16 protein-coding genes and 1 tRNA gene are annotated in these 22,996 nt (G+C 41.5%); 4 read left to right on the forward strand and 13 right to left on the reverse strand.

Going from position 1 to position 22,996, the window contains the following annotated elements:
• Positions 1–8: 8 nt before the first annotated feature.
• From ACM2FC_RS13210 to iglC, 4 genes are all read left to right on the forward strand, one after another.
• Positions 9–641 (forward strand): DotU family type IV/VI secretion system protein, encoded by a 633-nt coding sequence (locus ACM2FC_RS13210; RefSeq protein WP_498481396.1) that lies wholly within the window; start codon positions 9–11, stop codon positions 639–641.
• 8 nt (positions 642–649) lie between these two features.
• Positions 650–1,831 (forward strand): type VI secretion system protein IglI family protein, encoded by a 1,182-nt coding sequence (locus ACM2FC_RS13215; RefSeq protein ID WP_498481397.1) that lies wholly within the window; start codon positions 650–652, stop codon positions 1,829–1,831.
• A 19-nt stretch (positions 1,832–1,850) separates the two neighbouring features.
• Positions 1,851–5,660 (forward strand): PAAR-like protein, encoded by a 3,810-nt coding sequence (locus ACM2FC_RS13220; RefSeq protein ID WP_498481398.1) that lies wholly within the window; start codon positions 1,851–1,853, stop codon positions 5,658–5,660.
• A gap of 694 nt (positions 5,661–6,354) precedes the next feature.
• Positions 6,355–6,999 (forward strand): type VI secretion system tube protein IglC, encoded by a 645-nt coding sequence (iglC, locus tag ACM2FC_RS13225; protein WP_498481399.1) that lies wholly within the window; start codon positions 6,355–6,357, stop codon positions 6,997–6,999.
• Between the two features lie 458 nt (positions 7,000–7,457).
• Here iglC and ACM2FC_RS13230 read toward each other — a convergent pair whose 3' ends face one another.
• From ACM2FC_RS13230 to ACM2FC_RS13290, 13 genes are all read right to left on the reverse strand, one after another.
• A complete protein-coding gene (locus ACM2FC_RS13230; protein ID WP_498481400.1) occupies positions 7,458–9,011 on the reverse strand; it encodes an eCIS core domain-containing protein in 1,554 nt (517 codons plus the stop codon).
• Between the two features lie 401 nt (positions 9,012–9,412).
• Positions 9,413–10,054, reverse strand: a complete 642-nt coding sequence (locus tag ACM2FC_RS13235; protein ID WP_498481401.1) for a hypothetical protein — start codon at positions 10,052–10,054, stop codon at positions 9,413–9,415.
• A 108-nt stretch (positions 10,055–10,162) separates the two neighbouring features.
• Positions 10,163–11,713 carry a type VI secretion system contractile sheath large subunit gene (gene tssC, locus ACM2FC_RS13240; RefSeq protein WP_498481402.1) on the reverse strand — a complete coding sequence of 517 codons (1,551 nt, stop codon included), beginning with the start codon at positions 11,711–11,713 and terminating at the stop codon, positions 10,163–10,165.
• Between the two features lie 14 nt (positions 11,714–11,727).
• A complete protein-coding gene (gene tssB, locus ACM2FC_RS13245; protein WP_498481403.1) occupies positions 11,728–12,318 on the reverse strand; it encodes a type VI secretion system contractile sheath small subunit in 591 nt (196 codons plus the stop codon).
• A 257-nt stretch (positions 12,319–12,575) separates the two neighbouring features.
• Positions 12,576–13,190, reverse strand: coding sequence for a transglycosylase SLT domain-containing protein (locus tag ACM2FC_RS13250; protein ID WP_498481404.1), 615 nt, complete (start codon positions 13,188–13,190; stop codon positions 12,576–12,578).
• Between the two features lie 15 nt (positions 13,191–13,205).
• The gene (gene gshA / locus ACM2FC_RS13255; RefSeq protein WP_498481405.1) at positions 13,206–14,771 is read right to left on the reverse strand and encodes a glutamate--cysteine ligase; all 1,566 of its coding nucleotides are present in this window, start codon (positions 14,769–14,771) and stop codon (positions 13,206–13,208) included.
• 242 nt (positions 14,772–15,013) lie between these two features.
• Positions 15,014–17,872 (reverse strand): M16 family metallopeptidase, encoded by a 2,859-nt coding sequence (locus ACM2FC_RS13260; RefSeq protein WP_498481406.1) that lies wholly within the window; start codon positions 17,870–17,872, stop codon positions 15,014–15,016.
• Positions 17,873–17,875: 3 nt separating this feature from the next.
• The gene (locus ACM2FC_RS13265; protein WP_498481408.1) at positions 17,876–18,343 is read right to left on the reverse strand and encodes a YqaA family protein; all 468 of its coding nucleotides are present in this window, start codon (positions 18,341–18,343) and stop codon (positions 17,876–17,878) included.
• A complete protein-coding gene (locus ACM2FC_RS13270; protein ID WP_498481409.1) occupies positions 18,337–19,287 on the reverse strand; it encodes an NADP-dependent oxidoreductase in 951 nt (316 codons plus the stop codon). Before ACM2FC_RS13270 ends, ACM2FC_RS13265 begins: the two co-directional genes overlap by 7 nt.
• Positions 19,288–19,414: 127 nt before the next feature.
• Entirely contained in the window at positions 19,415–20,545 is a 1,131-nt protein-coding gene (locus ACM2FC_RS13275) for a sodium ion-translocating decarboxylase subunit beta (RefSeq protein ID WP_498481410.1), read from the reverse strand.
• Positions 20,546–20,560: 15 nt separating this feature from the next.
• Positions 20,561–22,339: a sodium-extruding oxaloacetate decarboxylase subunit alpha gene (gene oadA / locus ACM2FC_RS13280; protein WP_498481411.1), complete on the reverse strand. Its 1,779-nt coding sequence runs from the start codon at positions 22,337–22,339 to the stop codon at positions 20,561–20,563.
• A 29-nt stretch (positions 22,340–22,368) separates the two neighbouring features.
• Positions 22,369–22,626 carry an oxaloacetate decarboxylase subunit gamma gene (locus tag ACM2FC_RS13285; protein ID WP_498481412.1) on the reverse strand — a complete coding sequence of 86 codons (258 nt, stop codon included), beginning with the start codon at positions 22,624–22,626 and terminating at the stop codon, positions 22,369–22,371.
• A 290-nt stretch (positions 22,627–22,916) separates the two neighbouring features.
• Positions 22,917–22,993, reverse strand: a tRNA-Arg gene (locus ACM2FC_RS13290).
• Positions 22,994–22,996: the final 3 nt, after the last annotated feature.

Genomic DNA, 22,996 nt, shown 5'->3' on the forward strand with positions numbered 1-22,996 from the left:
CCCTTAACATGTATAGTGAACATTACATACTCTGTGAAATATCCTCATTGCTTAACGAAGCAATGGGATTCACACAATCGTTAAGCGCCAATACAGCTGACCAGAACTCAGCGGCGCTTTTGACATTTCGTAACAAAGTGAGAAATGAACTCACATTGATACAAAATCAATTGATACCTATGTATGGCGAAAAAGTCGCGTCATTCATTGTGTTCCCAATTGTGGCCTTGATAGATGAAAGATGTAAAATCGTTATCGCTCAAAGCCAGCAAAGTTTGGCTTGGTCCAACCTTCAAGTTGAATTTTTTCAAATCAATAATGGTGGCGAATACGTTTTCGAAATCATCGATGAAGTCGCTAAAAATAGAATCTATCCTCGTATGGCTTATGAGTCTCTGTTACTCGTGTTAAACCACGGTTTCTTAGGCAAGTATTACGACAACCCAAATCATGCAGAGCTATTTAACTGTACCCATCAGTTAAAACAACGCTTGGCGGAAGTAGTCCAAGAACAACCGGTTATTGAAAGACCTGCGTTTAACGCTGACTCTGCCTACCGTAATGGCGGATGGATTCAGTACGGCGCATATATCGTCGTAGCCGCAATCGCTCTTCCAGTTGCTCTATTTTTTGCATTTTAAGGTGTTCCATGTCGGTAATATTCTATCAAAGTTTTGACGATATCATTCAAGTTGATAAAGCCAATCCAATGCTGATGAGCAGCATTATTCGTAGCTACGAAAACGGGGAGTATGAGAAAACTTTATCACTACTTGAAGACTATCTTTACGACACTCAAACACTCGATATCTACTGCCTATTTTTAAGTTTTAGCTGCGATATTTATTTGAATGTCAAAAATATCTCAGAGCTAAGCGGACGTCTTGAAGAATATAGCGAGATCCTATCGAAACGAGCGGATGTCCTCTCTCCTAAGCTTAATTTTGACTCCTCGCTCAACAGTGCTCTCGATGTGCTGTGTAGCATGTTAAGCGTGAAATTCAATGAAGCAAAAAAACAGAAACCAATCTTTGATTTCGACTCATTGAAAACGCATTTCAGCTCGTTGTTTACTCAAGTCGCTTGTTTAAATGGTGAAGAGAGAAATCTCACCTTACATACGGCCTTCCGAGATGCTCAAAAAACTATGATGCTTTTTGACCAACCAAAGATGGAGCCAGAAACGCTAGAAACAGAGCCCGAGTTCGAATCTGAACCGGAAACTGAAAGACCGAGAAAGAAAAGAGCGGCAGGCAATACGAACTTTGTCGATAAGTATGCATCTTCAAAGTGGTACACGCTGATTCGCAAGGCTTCCATTTTACAAAAATTGTTAATAGAAGAACGACATTTTGAAGCTTCTATCATCTACAAAGATATCCAATCAGAGATCAAAAACTTTGATCCTCTGGTTTATTTCCCTGGGCTATTTTTCCCAATGATGAAGTCAGTCGCTCCTAAAGCTCAAACACTCCAAGCTCATATCGATAAGCATCAAAATACGCTCGAGTGGGACATGGCCAACCGACTCTATCATAGTGATCCGATGCGCTTTGCTACCGAGCTACCACTCATGGCGATGAATGAATATAAGGATGAGCAATTTTATCGCTCAGAAGAAGTTCAGCAGGAACAGCAAGGCTTTAACCAAGAGCCAGATATGGATGACGAATATGGCGATGAGGCTGGATTTGATTCTATGCCATTTAATGATGACTACCGATTTGACGATGACGATCACGAAATGATCCACTCCGATCATAGCTCTGATGGCGAAATTAGCGATTTGGTTAGTGATATTGATGCCATGACCGATGACTTTGACTACTAATAAGTAAACAGACACACGTATGACTCAATCCAGTTCAAGCCCAATGAATGACTATTTGTCTCAATTGGGCACGATAGATCAACACTCTGCACAACAGAGTACACTTCAGCATACATCTCTACAGCAGCAAGTATCTGTACTATCAAGCATGACTGACCCTAATTATAAGGTCACCGGCGACGAATTTGAGTACATGAATCAGTGTCAATCGAATATGCAGCAATATTTGTCAGCTCCTGCTAGCGCTGATAATGCTGCACTTGGTCAAAGTATCAATTCTCAGCTTTCTAACGCTTGCCAACAATTGATATCGGATCCAACTCAAGCAACTAGCTCCTTATCTTCAATCTCTTCCCAGCTGAGTCAGTACCAGAACAATCAACAAACTAGTTCATTGGGAGTATTACGCCAGCAATACAACCCATCCACTTTAGCGCCATCGGATGAATACTTATCTCAACTTACAAGTAATCAACAAGGAATTACTGACATATCCCAAACAGAGCAATCTAGCGATACTGATGAGACTAGTGATAATAATGGTGAATCAAATAGTGCGGCTACTGAGCAAAACACCAGCTGGCAATCACTCACCGACATGTCTCAAAGCCTTAACTCAGATAGCACCGCCGCAGAGTGGCAACAAGCGGCAAATGCTCAAACAGAATACCAGTATGGTTTAAGAAACGACTTCATCACTTTAAATCAAAATGGCTCTGGCAATCCAACACTGGCACAACTTTCTGACACAAACTATTTAGGTGATTATCTGTCGGGAGAAAGCCCAAGCGAAAGCCTTTATCAGAGTAATATCCAATCAACCGATTATCAATTAGCAAACAATTATCTCGGCTCTTCACAAACAGGTGAAGTTCCATTGACAGAGCAGCAAACCAGCCAGTTGCAATCCATTGTTCAAAACGCCAACCCTCAAGAGCCAACCGTGAAGGTTTCCGAAGCTTTTGCGACTTCTGATTCAGACCAAACGTTAGATACCAGTAATATGAGCGATGCTCAACTGTCGGGCTATCAAGCTTATACATCGAGTTTGTCAGGTTGGCAACAAGTACTAGATGAAGCACAAACGACTCCGGTAGGTGGTGCTGTTACCAGCCGATATCAACAGTGGCAATCGCAGTGTTCACAATGGCAGTCCTACTACTCTGCAACCTCTAGCGACCAAAACAACGCCTTTAATGAACAAAGTCAATCATCTCTAAACGCTGGCCAAGATTCAGATAGCCAGCCAGAATCAGAACAACAATCAGGCAGTGGACTACTGGCAAAGCTTAATAGCTACAACGGCTTATCTCAGGCCCCACTCCAACAAGAATTGGCGACCCAAGCGAAAAATGTTGCTTACAACGGCTACTTGCAATCACTACCTAGCAGCCAATTTTATCAAGCGCAGGCACAATACTTAGTGATTGCTTCAACGCTTGCCCCTTGGTTAGCTATGGCGAATTCCAATGCAGATAGCAGCAGCGATTATTCTTCGATGCTGACTAGTACGCAGAGCACCGAAAGCAGTTTAAATCAGCTTTATCAATATACTGGCGTCTCACCAGATTCGCTGAGCGATCAGGCTTATGCTGACTTCGAAGCTCAGTTTCAGGTTTACCAACAAGAATTGACTGAGTTGCAAAGTTATCAATCTCAAGCTCTTGAAAGTCAATCTCAACTGATTGGTCAATGCCAAACGGTGTATGACTATTTATCTGGCTCAGAGCCCATTGATTATCAGCAAATGATGCAACAAAGCAGTCAGATATCAGAATTTACTTCAGCAATGCCGGACTATACGTCCATACAGGATCAATACCAAAGTCAAGCATACGATTATTGGGGAAACATAAGCTCTCAGGTAACACAATCAAGTGGTTACCAGCAATATCAGAACTACCAAAACTCCGGTAGCGCGACAGAGTATTTACAACAATCATTAGGGCAAAGTTCAGGAGACGGAAGCTCATTAACATCTATGGTTCCAGGCCCATATAGCCAAATGCTAAGTCAGATCCCGACCGTAGAAGACGTCAACGCATTTGCTTCAAGCCAATTCAGTAACGCTATGTCGGAGCTGACCGCTTTATCCAGTCAGCTTCCTATTGATCAATATGCCAATACCTGTCTCTCTCCTCAGCTTTGCGAACAAGCCCTTGATTCACTGAATCAAGCAAATGAGTCACTCAACTCAGTTATGTCAAATAGTGCAGCTAGTGACCAATCTGATGAGCTGCAATCTAGCATTCAATCTCTCAGCTCAGATGCATTAAACCAAATGCCTGTGGATCAGGTAACAGACATGACCAGCAGTTTAACTCAACAGCTACAGGATCAGAATGCATCTTTAGCTAGTCAGGTTTCTTCTTACGCACCGACCCAAATGAGTTATGAAAATCTGCCACCACTAAACGACACATTGACACAGACATTCACTTCTTTGCAAGGTAGCCTTGATTCGGTGGTTAATCCTCAAGGCCAAAGTGTTACCGACGATTTTTCAACAGCTCAAGGAAGCATTACTCAATGGCTAACAGAACAAGCTTCGGGGCAAACTCAAGATAATTCAGAGCAGTTTTTCTCGTCAATGTCATCGCTATTTGACTCAGCAAACAGCAAACTCTCCGAGGGAGATGCTTTAGCTGGAGACAACATGGCCTCAGCTCAGTCTGGAATGGAAAGTTTTTTTGGCCCAGCTATCACTAACGCACAAACTTTGCTAGGCCAAGCTCAGAGCTATTCCCAATATGACCCTAACTTAGAAAACGCACCGGATCCTAGCCAAGCCACAGATCTCATGTCTGAACTGCAAAACAATTTAGCAAGCCATACCGATGCATACAGTTCACTGTCTGACTTGAAAGGCAATGTTGATAGCATGCTGGCGTCTCAAGAACAATTTTATCCAATGGATCAGCTGAATTCTGCGCAACAAAGCGCTATGGATACCATCATAAGTAGCTATCAGCAGGCTCAGCCAAGTATAGAGCAGCTTACGAGTCAGCTCTCATCTTGCCAGAATATTTCTGACATTACTGATTCTATCGATACTCTCCAGCAAAATGTTAGCGCATGTGCAGAACAAACCAGTAGTACATACAGCTCAGCGCAAGACACATATAGTTCAGCTCAAGACTCTTATGATTCGGCAAATACTAGTGCTAACGAGTTTTCTGTATCTGATAGCGTAAACTCCAAACTCACAGACTTAATGGCTGAAAGTCCATACGATATGGCGAGTGCACCGACAATAGAAGACGCTGTATCTAACGTAGAACAATACAAACAGAATGCCGCGGAGCAAGCGTCCAACACCTTCGCTCAAACCTCACCAATTGATATCGAGGCGTTGAATCAACAAGTCGAAATGCTGAAATGCGAAGTGAGCAATTTTCAAGTATTGAGTGGCAGCGCAAATCAAGCAGCGGCTGCAAGTGCAAGTTCGGCAGCTTGTGGCAGCGCAAGTGTCACTTGCATGAGCTCAATGATGATGTGCTCTTTTGCAGTAGGCCCTTCGACTTATAGCTCAGTTCGTGCAACAGCGCTCGTTAGCAATAATCCAGCAACGACGATCAACGACTGTATACCCATTGTGAATGTCACTCCTTTCCCTGGCTGCACCGCACCGACTAATCCTGCTTACCCGGCTAACCCGTCGGTTAACCCGTGTGTACCAGCACTAAACAGCTTTATACCCACCAATGTATTGGTACAGCTACAAGGTCAACCAATAAATACCTTAAACAATATTGCTATGTGCAATTATGCGACAGGTGGCGTCGTACAGTTCATTAATCCGGTACAAATGACAACATTTACTCAATAGCCGCCTCTTGCATATAAAACCCATAGTATTTAGACAAACCTAAATACTATGGGCTTGAGTTTAATGGTCATTTTTTGAACACACTGGTTTCAACAAATTTCTTATAAAGTGGAATGAGCTTTTATCGTACCTATATGATGGACTAAATGACCAATATAGGTTATCGTTTCCTAATATATTAAAGCTTCCACTTCTTGTTTACCGAATAGCGAGATTTATTCTTAAACAATATCCACATATTCCACCACTTATCATTAATTTCGAGTTACATTACTCCCTAACAAATGAATAAGTATTACAGTTACTGAGTGCGACTTGACTATATAAGTATATTGATAATTAAACGTAGAATGTTTGTGTCATGTTTATACAACTTATTAAATAGTAATTCACCTCAATGTTTCTAGAACGCCCATATGCATAAATGCCCAGCACTGCTGTAGGCATAGGGTTCTGCACTGCTGCCCTGCTCAAGCATTGACGCTTTCTACATATTCAAATTGAACGAATGAACGTCACAATAAGTGGCAATTAGATTGAATTCAATATTGTTTATCTCTTTTTCAAAAGGGAAAGAGAAATAAGGGTCTGTCTTTTCGATATGACAGCTCATACATATTTTCGACTCGGTTAATTAAACTATTTAATTAATAAGTCGTCAGGACTCATTAGAAATATTAAAGAGAGATTATTTATGACAACGATCTTATCCGAACAAGAACTAAAAAGTGGCAATCATTTAACTATTAGCCTAGACCCACATAACGCGCGCACTCAGAACGATAACCCTGTGCCTAGAATTTGGGGTGCCATCGAAATATTTGGAACAAAAGTTGACGCAGTATTTACAGTATTTGAAGGTGGTTCAACGGAAGAAACTTCAGCTAGTTTCATCTTAGAACATATCAATATTCCTGGTCTGGGTTTACCTGCAGGTACTGAATTGATTATTCAAACGACTTTGACAATTGATGAATACAATGCAATTCGTGCGGTCAACCCACTAACTGACCCAGACAAATGTAAGATTGTAATCCAATCAATCAACGAAAAGCAGGAATGGAAAGATGATGGTCAATGGGGATCAATATGTGAAATTCCTCAAAACTTCACTCTTCAACCAATCAGTCAAGAAGCGTACATGTTCGGTGGTGATAGAGGCCCAGTTGTCGACGGTGACAATGGTGAAGGCAGCGCCAAGCGATATGTTTACCAACTAATGTTCCATGGCCTAAATGTTGTTGGTTCTACTCTACCTGACGGCGCTATGAACGTTTGTTATGAGCGTTCTTCAGACAAAGGCTGTTTCAAGATCCTTCAAGTTAAAAGCGGTTCTTAATCGTTTATTTCTTCTGAAAGAAGATTGTATGACCTCAACTGGCTTTTTATGGTTAGTTGGGGTTTTTTAATATATAAGGCCCTGTAAATATTTCAATGCGGCTGCCATTGGCTACAAGTATTTAGCTAATCGGAGTTCTAAGATAACCATAAAGCAGTTCAGTGATTGCTACCAGATTCTAATTAGCATTCCTCATATCTTTTGTATCGATTAATCTCCTTAGAGCAATTTATGCGTCTTAATCACTTTGCTGAGCTAGAATTTAACCGAATAACACTTATGAGTTCTGAGAGCTTTGCATATAAGGGGACGTTAGGCTTAGGGTATACACCTTAATCTCATTGGCGTCTTCACCATCATGTTGACCATAACATGATCCAGTGCCTAAAACAGAGACTTCTTGGTCTACGGGACGTTGTCGATCAAATAAGATTGGAGATCAACAACGCCGATTAGAATTACCTAGGCCTAAATTCGTATCCATTGTGTCTCGCGTCTGGACACTGAGTTGGATATACAAAAGGGTGGTACGTTACACCATAGTTTTGAGCCATATCCAAAACAAAATGGAACCTGTGAACGCGAGTCTCCTTCAGAGAATATTCTAGATTCCAGAAGGCAAATAAAGCCCAAGCTACAGCAGAAATCTCCTCAATAGTAGCCCCAAAATGCTCACACATTTGAAACATTCTACCAGAAGTATATGATGGCCCCATATGTGCAGGCATATCTGCCAACCTAGCTGACTCAATAAAAGGCGAAGTTTCTTTTAAAGTTAGATATTTTCTCAAACCACGGTTGTTGTTGACACCCCACCTAAAATCATCTGTCCCCTGCATGGTAACCTTCCTTTTAGTATAAATATTGTGATTGTTTTTTTCCAAAATTGTACATTTATTCTTACTATATGGTACGCAGCTACTTTCTGGATTCATTTTCCTAAATACTTTCTCTATATCATGAATAGCAGCTACTTTATGAAATATAGATCTGGTTGAATTTGGATTAGTTATTACGGATTTAATCCCCTTACTTCTGTAATAATGGTAATATGTACCTTTGTAAGTTTTAGTTTTGGAGTAAATAGTATCTACTATATTTTCTAGTTGCGGCAATTGACTCAAGTCAGCTTGATGTAAATAGCTTAACACATCACCTAGCTTAACTAGCAAACTATCTAATTGATTCCTAATATATGTAGAATCTTTTACTTGCTTTGCTAATATTTTTTCTCGAGACATATTAAAATCTGCCCGAACCTCACCAACTAGTGCTTTGGCCAGATCAATATTATTATCATAAACTCTTGATTCTGCATTTTGTCCGCGTATATATCTTTTAATCCTATTAGTCGAAGAGTTCATCCAACGTGATAATACTGACATTATCTTTGCTCTATTTGCTCTGATATAATCTCGCAATTCTGTGTGACTAAAGCTTGCGTCTAATTCCCTCATAATACGAGTTAGTACACTTGCTGGACTACCCTCTATTGGGTGCAAGTCCCAATCATTGCTTGTGGGATTACGGGTCCTAAAAAAGAGTTGAGGGAGTAAAACAGACCAGTTAATATTATCTTTAGAAAACCTCACATCACCTTCAACTTGAACCACATTATTTAATACTAGTTCATGGAAATTATCAGACTCTTCTTCAAGTTCTCCATTTACAACTAATTGAAGTTCTTTTTCTGGAATATCCAAAAGGTCACCTCTCAACTGCTGTATCACATGAGCAACTTCATGGAGTATCAACTTGCTACCTGAAAGCCTATCAGACTCATATTCATCAGGTAAAATGTAGATATCCGTACCATGTGTAAACGCCTTGGCATTTAACTCATATGGTAGTTCGCTTACCCTAATGCGAATAAAAGAAAGGTCTGTTTTGAACATTTTTTCTAATCTATTTAAGGTATCAGAATCAAGAGGTTCGCCAGTATTAACATTACCATATTCTAGTTTGCTGGCAATGTTTTCAATCTTTATATTATTAATCATTTCACTATTCATACTTATACTATTAATCATTTCACTCTTAATATTTATATTTGTATTATTCTGAAATTAATTATTTAGTAATAACACCAACAATACACCAATATATTATCAATGGCAGTTATAGGCATTTTCTAATGATAAGAATTATCACGAAAAATACTTTAATATCGACAAGTCTTGTTGAGAATTTTGGTTTCTACCGATTGAGCTAAGGTCTCAAGTTACTTCGAACCAATTGTTCTTCTTTCTTATTTATATTAGCCCCAACTAACGTTATGTAATATATATACAACCTGTTAGTCGAGGCCTAAAAAGTCATACTCAATTAACCGGAGAAAACCCTGAAAGCTAATCTAGAATTGCTTCCAAAAGAAACTTTCCACCCGTTGTAACCAAAATTGAATTGTTTGTTACTAAGAACTCTTAACCTGCAGAATCTTAAAACAACCTTTATCTGAAGAACGCTCATAACAAACATTCATTGCACCGTCTTGCAAAGTCGAGCCGACAACTTTAAGGCCGCTGAACATCAGTTGGTAGATGTAGCGCTTAGAACTGCCTTCACCATTGTCACCATCAACAACAGGACCTCTTTCTCCACCAAACATATAAGCTTCTTGACTGATTGGCTCAAGCTTGAAGCCACCAGGAATTTCTGCGATTGGTCCCCATTGACCATCATCTTTCCATTCCTGCTTTTCATTCATTGACGTGATTTCAATCTGACATTTGTCTGGGTCTGTTAGTGGGTTAACAGCCTTAATAGCGTTGTACTCGTCGATGGTTAAAGTTGTTTCAATAACTAACTCTGTACCCGATGGCAAACCCAACCCTGGAATATCCAAGTGTTCTAAGATAAAACCTGCAGTAGTTTCTTCCGTTGAACCACCTTCATATACAGTAAGCACTGAATCCACTTCCTGACCAAATATACTGATACCGCCCCACATTCTAGGTACTGGGTTATCGTTCTGAGTGCGCGCGCTATGTGTGTCTAGGCTAATACTTAAGTGATTACCACTTTTTAATTCTTGCTCGGATAAAATAGTTGTCATAAATAATATCTCTTTAATATTTTAAATTAGCTCTAACGATCAAATAATTATTGAATTAGTAGAATCGAAAGTATTTATAGGTTGCTATCTAGAGAAGACAGCTGTTTATTACTCTTCTTCTTCTGAAGAAGAAGTCGCAAATAATCCTGGATCTAGCCGAGTGTCCACTTTTAAAGTGGTATCCATCCCTTCAAATTGAATATGTGGTAACACGCTGATGCTGCAACGATACCAACCTGCTTTTCCTGGTATTTGGGTGACCTCTATTTCTGCTGCTCGAAATGGATATCTCGCCATTTCTAAAGCTCCAGGTTGAGCAATTGTCGTCACATATCTATTTACCCAGCTGTTGAGTAAATCTCTGATACTCTCAGTGGTAGAAAAGCCACCAATTTTGTCTCGAATAACACTTTTCACGTAATGAGAGATACGAGATACACATAAGGTATAAGAAAGGTTAGCGACCAACTGAGAGTTCATGGAGTCATAGTTGTCGACAAATTCCTCAACCTTCTTGACTGAATTAACACTAAAGAAGCAGCAGTTAGACGTACCTTTCTTTTCGATGGCTGGAATCAAACCAATTTTTGATAGTGACAATTCCATGAAATCGGGGAATGACACATTAAGTGGTGAGCGATACTCATCAAAACCACGCACGTTGAAAACAGGGCGGATAAGATCCTCAACATAGCCACCATTTTCTGGACCACGCATGTATTGGAACCAACCTGTTTTACCAAACGAACGCATAATATTTTTAGTAAACAGCAGCGAGGCCGGACCCCATTGATAGGATTCATTCGACTCATAGCTTTGTACTTCTTCAACAAAGCCACTCATATTTTTGTCTTGCACTGGGTTATTCGCTGGATGGTAAGGCGGCCTTAAAATGAAGTCCCCAATTGTTAACCCCACGTATGCGGCATGGTCGGTCTTACGAAATGCATTCCAATCACGGTATCTCGGGTGATCGAGTAGAGTCTCAAAGCTCTTGATTTGCCTCACTTCCTCAATACTGTTTACACCAAAGAAACTTGGATTAATCGCACCGATAAATGGAGCATGAGTTGACTCAGAAATCATCCCCATGCCGGTTAACCAGGTAATATCATCCATGGTGTTTTCAAAGTCGTACAAACCCGTGATAAGGCCATACGGCTCGCCGCCATATTGGTCATACTCTGAGACATAAACCTTTTTAAACATTTCACTACTGGAAATGTCGTACATGTTTCGCTCAAAGTCGTATTGCAGCTCCTCTTTTTTTACATCAAGCAGAGTCACTTCGATATTGTCATATTCGTCTTTTACCAGCTCCTCAAGCTTGAGCCACTGGTTTTCCAGATACCGAAATTCTGGGTGTTTTAGAATGCTGTTAACTTGCTCTTCAACCACTTCATTAATACGTTCTATTGCACTTTGTACATAGGATTTGTTGTAATTAATAATGTCGTCGTTATTCGCAAGTACCATAGCCAATGCCGCAATATTTCGAGAATAATAGTCTTCGTAAATATCGCCAACAGACGTTAAATTGTCACTAATGTCGATATTTACCTTGGCAAGGCTATTTTTTTGTTCTTGCTGCGTTCCACCGAACAAATTAATAATGCTGTGAAGAGAACTTGTCTCATCTACTGTAATAGTCTCTGTCATGATAAAGCCTAATATTAAGCGTCGTCGGTATTTGTAGTATCTTCAGTCGATGCCGCACTGCTATCTTGTTCAATAACGGAATCAACCACTGCTTCCTCATTTTTATTTAACGAGTAGCTACTAAGTTGTGGAATGCTTTTTTTAAGTTTTTTAAGCTGTTCTTGGTCTGAGAAAATAGAATCAATCGTTTTCTTTAACGTCCGATTATTATCAATATCTTTCTCAAAACCAGAAAGCATCTCCTTTAGTTGCAGAAGTGCGTTAATTTCTGGAATTTTTTTTGCTAGGTTTTCAGGTTTAAAGTCCTTCATTGAATTTAATTCAAAATTTAAATTCAACATTGGAGATTTGGATGGGTTTATACTGTTTGGAACAGAAATGTCGAGAGAAATCCCCATATCCTTAAGCGATGAATTAATACCATGCTTTAAAGTACGTACCTCCCTTTCTTCAAAGGGTATCTGTGCATCTTTTGATTTCCCAGCAGAAAAATCACCAAGTACCATCATCCGATAAGGAAGTTCTTTTTTCTTCTTTTCCCCTTCTACTCGCGTGTCATATTGAATCATCAATCTTGACTGAGGAAGCTTCTTATTAATCGCCATAATTACCATTCACAGTGAATAATTAACACCATGCCACTACAATATTAATTTGGGGTAACTATAACGTTCGAAGGATTAAGAGTGGGTTAACAATAGTGAGTTTAAGAATATAAAATAGACATTAATGATAATTATATTTTTTTATGAAAACAATGAATTGTTATCAGAAAGGGCAGAGTTTTATAAAAATTGTTAATTTATAAAACTCTTGGCTTATATAGTCTAATTTTCAAATTTTCCAATAAAGAGGTCTGATGCTAAAAGAACCAACTGTGTTCTTCTTCTTCCAACCTTTTTCTACATCGCCTCAGCTGCCAGTCATAGGTTTTTGCATTTCTTTCAACTTTCCTAGCCACTCGCATTAGCCAAGGTTGATGTAGGTAAGTTTTGTGTTCGTAGCCGGAGCGACCTTCATGGTAAGCCAAATATTGACGGTATGGATCCCACAAAGAAATCCCAAGTATTCGGCGAGTCTCATGGGTGTACCAACCGACAAACATGATTGAGTCTCTAAAGTCAGTGCGTGAACCAGAATCTCCAGTTGCTCGAACGTATTCATCCCATACAGGATCTTGTGCTTGTGAGTAACCGTAAGCCGTACTTGCTCGGCCTGTGGGTATAAAGCCTAAGAAATATTGCTCTGGTGGTTGGGCATCATAATGGAAATGGCTTTCTTCTTCGATGATAGCCATTGCAACGTTGATGGGCGTTCCCCACTCTTTTTGCATTTGCACAGCATCTTCATACCAGCCAGGTTCTTGTTCGAATATGGAGCAGATATTGCCTTGATCTGTTGGAGTAGGTGTAGCACAGCCTGCAACCAAGGCCGCGCAGCCCAACAAAGCAGCGCGGCGAAACCACTTGGTCATCATCTACATTGTGGTCCTTTATTTTAAATAAGAGAAATAGTCCTCTAAAAACTCATCAAATGTCATTTGATCGCTTTGTTCGACCTGATGCTGAGCCTCTATTGACCTCGTTGCTTCCTCTTCCATAAGCTTCTCTGAATACGCCTGATATTGATGGGACATACGCTGAGAATAATATTCTTCTCCTAATTGACAGCCAACCTTTCCTAAACCACCTAACTCTTTTGTCAAGTCGAGAAGTTGACCTGATATCGTCTGCTCTGGATTATCAATGCATTGGCGAAGGGAAAAACATGTGTTTGCATACTCTTCTCCACCTTGCTGACTATCCATAACGGCGGCAATTTGCTCGAGTTCGTCAAATACTTGGTGAGCCCACTTTTGCAAACTCAACCTTTCACCTTCACAGCCAATTTGTAGCTCTAACCCTACAGTTCGACCTTCTAGCACCACTTTATTCCAGTTATCGCGCCAGCATTCTAACTCACAGTTATCCATATAATCGGACTTAGTGAGTAAACACCAAGTTAAAAATAGGTCCAAAAAGCGAATTTGTTGCTCAGAAATGCCTATAGGGCTGAATGGGTTAACATCCAAAGAGCGTACTTCGATGTATTCAACACCACCACGCTCAAGGGCTTCGGAGGGCTTTTCTCCTCGTTCAGTCACCCGTTTGGGCCTAATAGGTGCGTAAAGTTCGTTTTCTATCTGCAACACATTGCTATTGAGCTGGCGGTATTCTCCATCGACCTTAACGCCAATTTTGGCAAACTCTTCCGAAGGCGTTCTGATCGCCTTGTTCAATCCTTCCAAGTACTGCTCAATACTATTGAAGCCAATTTTGAGCTCACTTTGCGCGTCGTTGGTATAACCAAGATCACTAAGGCGCAAAGAAGTCGCTTTAGGCAAATACAGCGTTTCACCAAGTTTTTTAAATGGCAGAGAAGATTCTCTATCCGCAACAAAAGAAGAACAAAGTGCAGGAGAAGCACCAAAGAAATAGGGAATCATCCAACCAAAGCGATAATAGTTCCGAATCAAGCCAAAATAGGCTTCAGATTTACTCTGCTGCCTTTCTTGATCTGACTGCTTGCCAAATAAGTTGTCCCATAGCGATTCCGGGAAAGAAAAGTTAAAATGCACACCAGAAATAATTTGCATCAAGCTGCCATAACGATACTTTAAACCTTGTCGATACAAAGTTTTCATTTTACCGCTATTTGAGCTGCCGTACTGAGCCAGTTGAATCGAATCATCACTATCAACAAAACAAGGCATCGATAACGGCCACAACTTATCTTGCCCAATTTTAGTTTGAGAGAAGTGGTGAATATCGTTGAGCTGAGAAACGATCGTCGAGATATTATTCGATACAGGAGTAATAAATTCGAGTAGAGATTCTGAATAGTCGGTCGTGATCCACTTGTTGGTTAACGGTGAACCTAAGCCTTTGGAGTGCGGACTAGACGAAAGCTTACCTTGCTCATGGTATCTTAGTGTTTCACGCTCTATACCACGCCCAAGCTGTTTAAATACTTCACCATGGTTGGCAACCATCTGAAGTCGAGAAGAAAAATCAGTCAAAACGAATTCACTTATATTCTATGCCCATGTAGCCAATGCCATCAGGGCTTGCTCGCAATTAGACAAGCAGATACGCCAAGGCTAATGATTTACATATACTTATCAACATCTACAATTCTTTAAATTAACGATATTGTAGAATTTTACCTATGGCTTAATACTCCACACACATTGGCAAATATGATATGCCAATGAAAGGTATCACATATCTGCGTTGCACCTTTTGATACTTAATGTGTACTCTAATGGATGATTTCAAGCTGTTCCATCGGAATCGACAATTTTTCTAGCTGTGGGCGCAATGATTTCGCATCACCGACGATAATGATTTGGTAATCATCTGGGTTAAACCACTTTTTCGCAACTTTGTTCAATGTCGATTTTGATACCGCATCTACAATTTCATTCCGTTGCTGCAAATAATCGTCGTCCAAACTAAATGTCAAAATGTTACTCAACAAATTGGTTTTCTTAGATGGAGTTTCGTAGGTCAGAGCATCTTGTTGCCCCACAGCCTGACGCATAAAGCTCACTTCCTCATTAGTCAGCCCCGACTGACTAAACCGCTTCATTTCTTTGTCCATTTCCAAAATTGAAGGGATCGTAGCATCGGCTCGAACTTGAGCAGTGAAAACAATCGCGCCAGTCTCACGGTTGGAAGCTAAATAGCCATTTGCGCCATAGGTGTAACCTTTATCCTCTCTTAAATTCTGATTAATACGGCTATTAAAATTACCTGCCAAATTAAAATTGGCAAGCTGAGTCAAGAAGACTTCCCCTGTAGCGTCAAATGGAAGACCTTGGCGAACAAAGCGTACGATAGTTTGTGGCGCATTTGGCTTATTGACTAAATAGATTTTTTGACCGTGTAAAGGCTTAACGACTTGTGGTTGAATCAGAGGGGGAACGTCACCTTTCCACTCTTCAAAAAAAGCCAGCTCTTTTTTAATTTTGCTTTCGCTGATATCTCCCACAACGATAACCTGAGCACCATGTGGCGTGTAATGCTGCTTATAAAACTCTTTCACATCAGCGAGAGTAAGAGAGCTGATTGATTGCCTTGTGCCATCACTTGAACGAGCAAAAACAGAGTCTCCAAACAGAACCTGTCGCGTTGCTTGAGAAGCCAACCAGCTTGGCTTTTGATGTTGGTACACGATGCCTTCTAAAAACTGCTTTTTCACTCGGTCAAAGTCTTCTTGCTTAAACGCTGGATGGAACAACATCTCTTCGACAATCTGCAATGTCTCAGGCAAGCTCTTAGTCAAACTCGAGATGGATATTGAAGTGGAATAGGTATGAGCATCAAAGTTAACGTAACTGCCTAATTTGTCGAGTTTCGCCTGGAGCTGCTCCAGCGTATTTTGCGTCGTCCCTTCCTGTATTAGTGCTGCAGTCAAACCTGCGACACCTTCTTTACCAGGCTCTACCTGGCGCTCACCTGCAGGCAGCTTTATTTCAATTTGAACGGTCGGTGTTTCTGTTGCTTTGGTTCCAAGTAGCTCCGCGCCATTTTTAAAATGCATCTGATATAAATCAGGCATATGGGCTTGCACGCTACCCGCAACAGTCGGCATTTTAGAACGGTCAATGTTATCTTTTACCGTGCGATAATTTAGCTCACTATTTTTTATTTTGCTGTACTTTGGCAAAGTTCGCTTAGGGGTCACAAATGTCGCTGCTTGAACCGCTTTTTGAGGCTCATTTTTGGGCACAACACTGAGCACGACTTTATACTTGTCTTTGATAAAGTCATCATAAGCTTGCATAACCGATTTTGGCGTAACAGCCTTAATCTCATCTAAACGCGTTTGCGTTCTATCAGGCTGATTGTAAAAGGTTTGATTGGAAGCGAGCTGAGAGACTTTGCCACGAACACTTTGCAGGTGAAAAACCGCACTCGCCTCAGCTCGGCCATTAATTTGCTCTAATCTATTTTTCTGAACACCTTTATTTTGAAATTCTTTTAGGATCGCTTGAATGTCTTTATATAAAGGGGCTAGGTTACCTTTCTCGCCTGAAGGAGCCATTGCATAAATATAAAATGTACAAGCAAGCTCTCCACAATCTTGATAGGCACCAGCATCCACGGCTTTTTCAGTCTTCACTAGCTTTTGGTACAAGATACTGTTAGGCCCACTGCCAAGGACCTTTGCAAGCGCATCTACCGAAGCTTGAGACTCTGCGCCGCGATATTGAGTCGGCCAACCCACGACCAACATTGGCTGCTTGATAGAATCTTGTAGAGTGATAAATCTGTTTTCTGGTAATTTAGCAGGCTGCTTCTCTGCAATTTTCACTTCCGGCCCTTTTGGAATCGAGCCAAAATACTTATTCACCCATTCAAGCGTCTGATGAACATTGATATCCCCACCAATGGTCAGAACTGCATTATTCGGCCCATACCAACGAAGGAAAAATGCTTTTAAGTCGTTAACATCTACACGGTCTAGATCTTCGACATAACCAATAGTTTGCCAAGAATATGGATGTCCTTCTGGATACAAGGCTTCACCCATTCTCTCCCACATAAGTCCATACGGACGATTATCATAGTTTTGCGCGCGCTCGTTTTTTACCGTATCGCGCTGAATTTCAAACTTGCGTTGAGACACAGCACCAAGTAAAAAGCCCATTCGATCAGATTCTAACCACAGTACTTTTTCTAGCTGATTAGCCGGTACTGTTTCAAAATAATTGGTGCGATCTCGGTTGGTAGTACCGTTTAGATTGCCACCAGCCTCAGTGATAATTTTGATGTGTTGTTGATCGCCAACATGCTCTGAACCTTGGAACATCATGTGTTCAAAGAAATGGGCAAAGCCAGACTTACCAGCTTGCTCGCGAGCTGAACCTACGTGATAAGTGACATCAACATGTACAAGAGGATCGGAGTGGTCGGGAGAGAGAATAACGGTTAAACCGTTATCGAGAACATACTTTGAGTAAGGGATCATTACCTTACCGGGTTGAGCCTTAACTTCCTCAACAAGTTTTACACCTTTTGGCAGCGAGGAAAAAAATGGAAGGGAAGAACTACTATTGCTTGTACACCCTGTAAGTACAAGCAACATCAAAACGCCTAACCAAATTTTTTTCATTTTTCATCCCTTAAAAATTCCATAGAAAATAGCAGCCAGCAGGCTATATCTTAGCGCCTTACCAACGAAGATCATGATGGTGCTTGGAACAAATTTCATCCTTAACCAACCAGCGGCCAAACAGAGCGGATCGCCAATAACAGGCAACCAACTGAACAGCAGTGTCCAGTAGCCATACTTATTTAACCACATCAGAGCTTTATGACCATGCTTTTCTTTGTCAGTTCGATTGGGAATCCACAAACCTAACCAATAATTGGTTAAACCTCCCAAGGTATTACCTACAGAAGCGACAAGAACAACAATAGAGGGGTGATATTGATGAAGGCTCAGTGTTGCAAGCAATGTTGCTTCTGAGCCTCCGGGTAAGAGTGTTGCACTTAGAAATCCTATAATAAATAGAACCCATAATGCTGAATTGGAAAACCATAGTGCGAAAGTATGGAAGGCAGCGTTAAACGCTTCTAACATTTCATATCAAGTAATACCTTGCCTCTAGTGTGCCCTGTTTCTATTTGACTGTGAGCATCCGCCACATCAGTTATAGGATACACTTTCTGGATTTCAGTTTTAAGTAAACCGACACTGACCATGTATAACATGGTATCCAGCTGTTCAGGATCTGGCTCAACCATCATTCCAGAGGCTTCGAAGCCAAGCATTTTGGCTTTCTCACAAATCATTTCAGCGGTAATTGTCGGCACGGTAACAATTCTAGCGTTATCTTTTAAGCACTTCATTGCATCTAATGCCGCATCTCCGCCGACAAGGTCGATCAATACATCCACTTCTTCCAAACGTTCAGAAACTGGCGCAAATTTGTAGTTGATCGCATGAGCGCCCAACGTTGCCATATAATCGAGGTTGCTTTCACTACAGGTCGTGTAAACTTCGGCTTTTGCGGCTACTGCAACCTGAACCGCCAAATGACCTACACCGCCTGCTCCTGCAAGTATCAGTACACGATCGCCTTCGACTACTTGGGCTTTGTCTAATGCTTGAACCGCAGTCTGTCCAGCCAGTGGTAAAACTGCAGCAGCTTCTAACGTTACTGCTTCAGGAATTAGGCTTAATTCTGTTTCTGGCACTGATATGTATTGGCTATATCCTCCTCCGACTAGCGGGAAGCCAATAAAGCCAACGACATTATCTCCAACCTTAAACTTGCGCGTTCCTTCAGCAACTTCCACCACTTCACCAGAAATATCGTATCCTGGTACCCAAGGCAATTTGTCCTTGTTTCTCTCTGCCGCCCACCCCAGTCCTGCGCGGGTTTTAACATCAATAGGGTTAACGCCTGCAAAAGCCACTTTGACTAACACTTCTCCTGACTGAGGTTTTGGTACAGGTGAAGATTGAATCGACAGTACTTCCGGTCCGCCAAATTGAGTAATTGCAATTTGTTTGTTTTCCATTGCATCTGTTCCCTATTAACTTAAAAAGAAGGGATGCTAAAGCATCCCTTTGAATATATAACATTTCTTGCAAATAAGTTAACTAATTGCCTATAAATTACTCAAGAAACGTTTTGTTGGTGTGAGGTTAGCCAACCAAAGCAAGCAAAATTCCCGCCGCGACAGCAGAACCCAACACCCCTGCAACGTTTGGTCCCATCGCATGCATGAGCAAAAAGTTCTGTGGATTGGCATCAAGCCCAACTTTGTTAACTACCCTAGCCGCCATCGGCACTGCAGATACACCTGCTGCGCCTATCAGTGGGTTAATATCTTCTTTCGATAGCCAATTTAATAACTTGGCCATCAAAACCCCCGCAGCAGTACCAATACTAAACGCAACCGCCCCCAATGCTAGAATGCCTAGAGTTTCTAAATTTAGAAATTTATCTGCTTGCAACTTTGAGCCAACACCTAAACCTAGAAAAATCGTGACAATATTGATCAGCTCGTTTTGCGCCGTTTTTGATAAACGCTCAACAACACCCGCTTCACGCATCAAGTTCCCTAAACAAAACATACCTACTAGAGGTGTCGCAGAAGGCAAAAATAAAATCGTCATAAGTAACACAACTATCGGGAAAATGACCTTTTCTAGTTTGCTTACATGCCTAAGCTGCGCCATTCGGATCTTTCTTTCCGACGAAGTTGTTAATGCTTTCATAATTGGTGGCTGGATAATAGGAACCAATGCCATGTAGCTGTATGCCGCTACCGCAATTGCGCCAAGAAGTTCTGGTGAGAGTTTGCTTGCTAGAAATATTGCGGTTGGTCCATCTGCTCCACCAATAATGGCGATAGAAGAAGCATCGGCCATGGAAAACTCCATTCCCGGAATATAATTTAAAAGTATCGCACCAAATAAGGTCGCAAATATACCGAATTGAGCGGCAGCACCTAGCCACAATGTTTTCGGGTTAGCAATCAGAGCTCCAAAATCTGTCATCGCTCCTACGCCCATGAAAATAAGAAGCGGGAACACGCCAGAAGCAATACCAACCTCATAAACGTAGTACAGTAATCCACCCGGTTCGGTAAATCCTGCATTGGGAATGTTAGCTAAAATACAGCCAAAGCCGATTGGAAGCAGCAACAGAGGCTCAAATCCTTTGCGTATTGCCAAAAAAATCAGCCCAGCACCAACCAACATCATGCAAATCTGGCTAAATTCAAAGTTGGCGATTCCTGTTTCCAACCAAAGGGTCGTCAACGCATCCATGTCTTACTCCCTATGTTAAGCGATCGTCAGAAGAGGAACGCCAACTGTGACCGAGTCTCCCTCTTTCACCGATATACTAAGAACCGTGCCGCTGCTTGCTGCGCGAACCTCCGTTTCCATCTTCATCGCTTCAAGCACGATAAGCACATCGCCCTCGTTCACTTGATCGCCCACTGCAACATTGACTTTGAAGATATTACCAGCCAAAGGAGCAACAACTGGATCTGTTACTGAGTTACCGACTGGCTCTTGTGGAGCACTTGATTGAGAAGTAACTGACGACAGCTGACCTTTTGGTCCAACCTCAACATCATAGACTTGACCATCCACTTTTACGCTATAACTTTCAACAACCCCAGTCGGAACTGGAGCTGATACTTGAGAGTTGCTACTAGAAGAGTTTTCAACTGATGGTGCAGGTTCAAAAGCGTCAGGGTTATTTCTATTCTTTAGGAAGTTAAGGCCTATCTGAGGAAAAAGTGCGTAGGTTAGAACATCATCGACTTCATCGTCAGCAAGACGAATGTTGTCTTTTTTCGCTAGAGATTGAAGCTCATTCGTTAAAGAGTCCAACTCATCCTCAATAAGATCGGCAGGACGACATGTAATTGGTTCTTCTCCATCCAGCACTTTTACTCGTAGCTCTGAGTTTAATTCAGCAGGAGCTGAACCATATTCACCTTTTAGTACCCCAGCAGTCTCTTTAGTGATGGTTTTATAGCGCTCTCCTGTAAGCACATTGATCACTGCCTGAGATCCCACAATTTGCGAGGTGGGAGTAACAAGAGGCAAATAGCCAAGATCCTCACGAACTTTAGGGATCTCAGCAAGAACTTCATCAAGGCGATCTTCCGCACCTTGCTCTTTAAGCTGGGACTCCATATTGGTTAGCATGCCACCTGGAACCTGTGCAACCAAAATACGTGAATCTACCCCTTTTAACTGTCCTTCCCATTTTGCGTATTTCTTCCTTACTTCTCTAAAATAGGCGGCGATGGGTTCAAGCTTATCTAGCTTTAGGTTGGTATCTCTTGGCGTGCCTTCAAGCATAGCAACAACCGTTTCTGTCGGAGTGTGACCGTACGTACAGCTCATTGAGGAAATAGCCGTATCGAGCATATCCACTCCAGCTTCAGCAGCTTTTACCGCAGTCGCCAGAGAAAGCCCTGTTGTTGCATGACAATGCAGTGCTAAAGGGATATCACATGAAGCTTTAATTGCCGTAATAAGCTCCTCCGCTTCGTAAGGCTTGAGTAACCCCGACATATCCTTGATGCAAAGCGAATGACAACCAAGATCTTCTAGCTGCTTAGCGAGGTCGACCCAAGTTTGTGCACTGTGCACAGGGCTTGTTGTGTAAGATAAAGTGCCTTGTGCATGTGCTCCAACGTCAATCGTTGCCTTTATCGCGGTTTGGAAATTTCGAATATCGTTCATCGCATCAAAAATACGAAACACATCCATACCATTATGATGCGCTCTCTCGACAAACTTGGTCACGACATCATCGGCATAATGACGATAGCCAAGTAAATTTTGCCCTCTTAACAACATTTGCATGGGCGTTTTAGGCATGGCTTTTTTTAATTCTCGTAAACGTTGCCAAGGGTCTTCACCTAAGTATCGAATACAGGCATCAAATGTTGCCCCGCCCCATGTTTCAAGTGACCAATACCCAACCTCATCAAGCTGGGCTGCGATAGGTAACATATCTTCGATACGCATTCGAGTAGCAAACAGTGATTGGTGGGCATCACGCAACACTACATCCGTGATAGAAAGCGGCTTTGTCATAATTTGACGATCCTTTAATCCATTAAAATCTATTTGGTATTACGTTTACGATATTGGTGAACTGCACTACTGATAGCAGCAATCACTTTTGGGCTTATCGTCTGAGAAAGCGTGGCGCTGTGAGAACTAGCACTCGGGTTCGATACTGGTTCTGGCTCTTCCCTAGGCACTATCCTTGCCATCAGGGAAACAAGAAACACCAGAATCGTAAGAAATAAGAATACAGCAGCCATCCCTGTAATCATCAATGTCGCAGCACTTTCTAACAGACTTCCAATATCTGCCATTGTCGTTCCTTATATCACATCAAATTTAGGCCACCCTTTGCAGGCGGTTAAACATTGCTCTATAGAAGTTATCCTGAATGATGATTTTTTGTCAATTTAGTGGCTGAGATTATGGGAATTACCCCTTAGTAGAAGGATTGAATACTATTTTGATCACAAAAATAGACGATTAAATACAGTGTCTAATTCTCGAACAAGGCCGCTTGGTTAAGAAAGGCAAAGAAGAAGCGAATATCACTTTACATAGCCCCAAAACGACAAAAACCTCGCCGAAGCGAGGTTTAAAATAATGGCGCGCTCGGAAGGATTCGAACCTTCGACCGCCTGGTTCGTAGCCAGGTACTCTATCCAGCTGAGCTACGAGCGCGCA

Source organism: Vibrio sp. A37 (genome assembly GCF_059777565.1).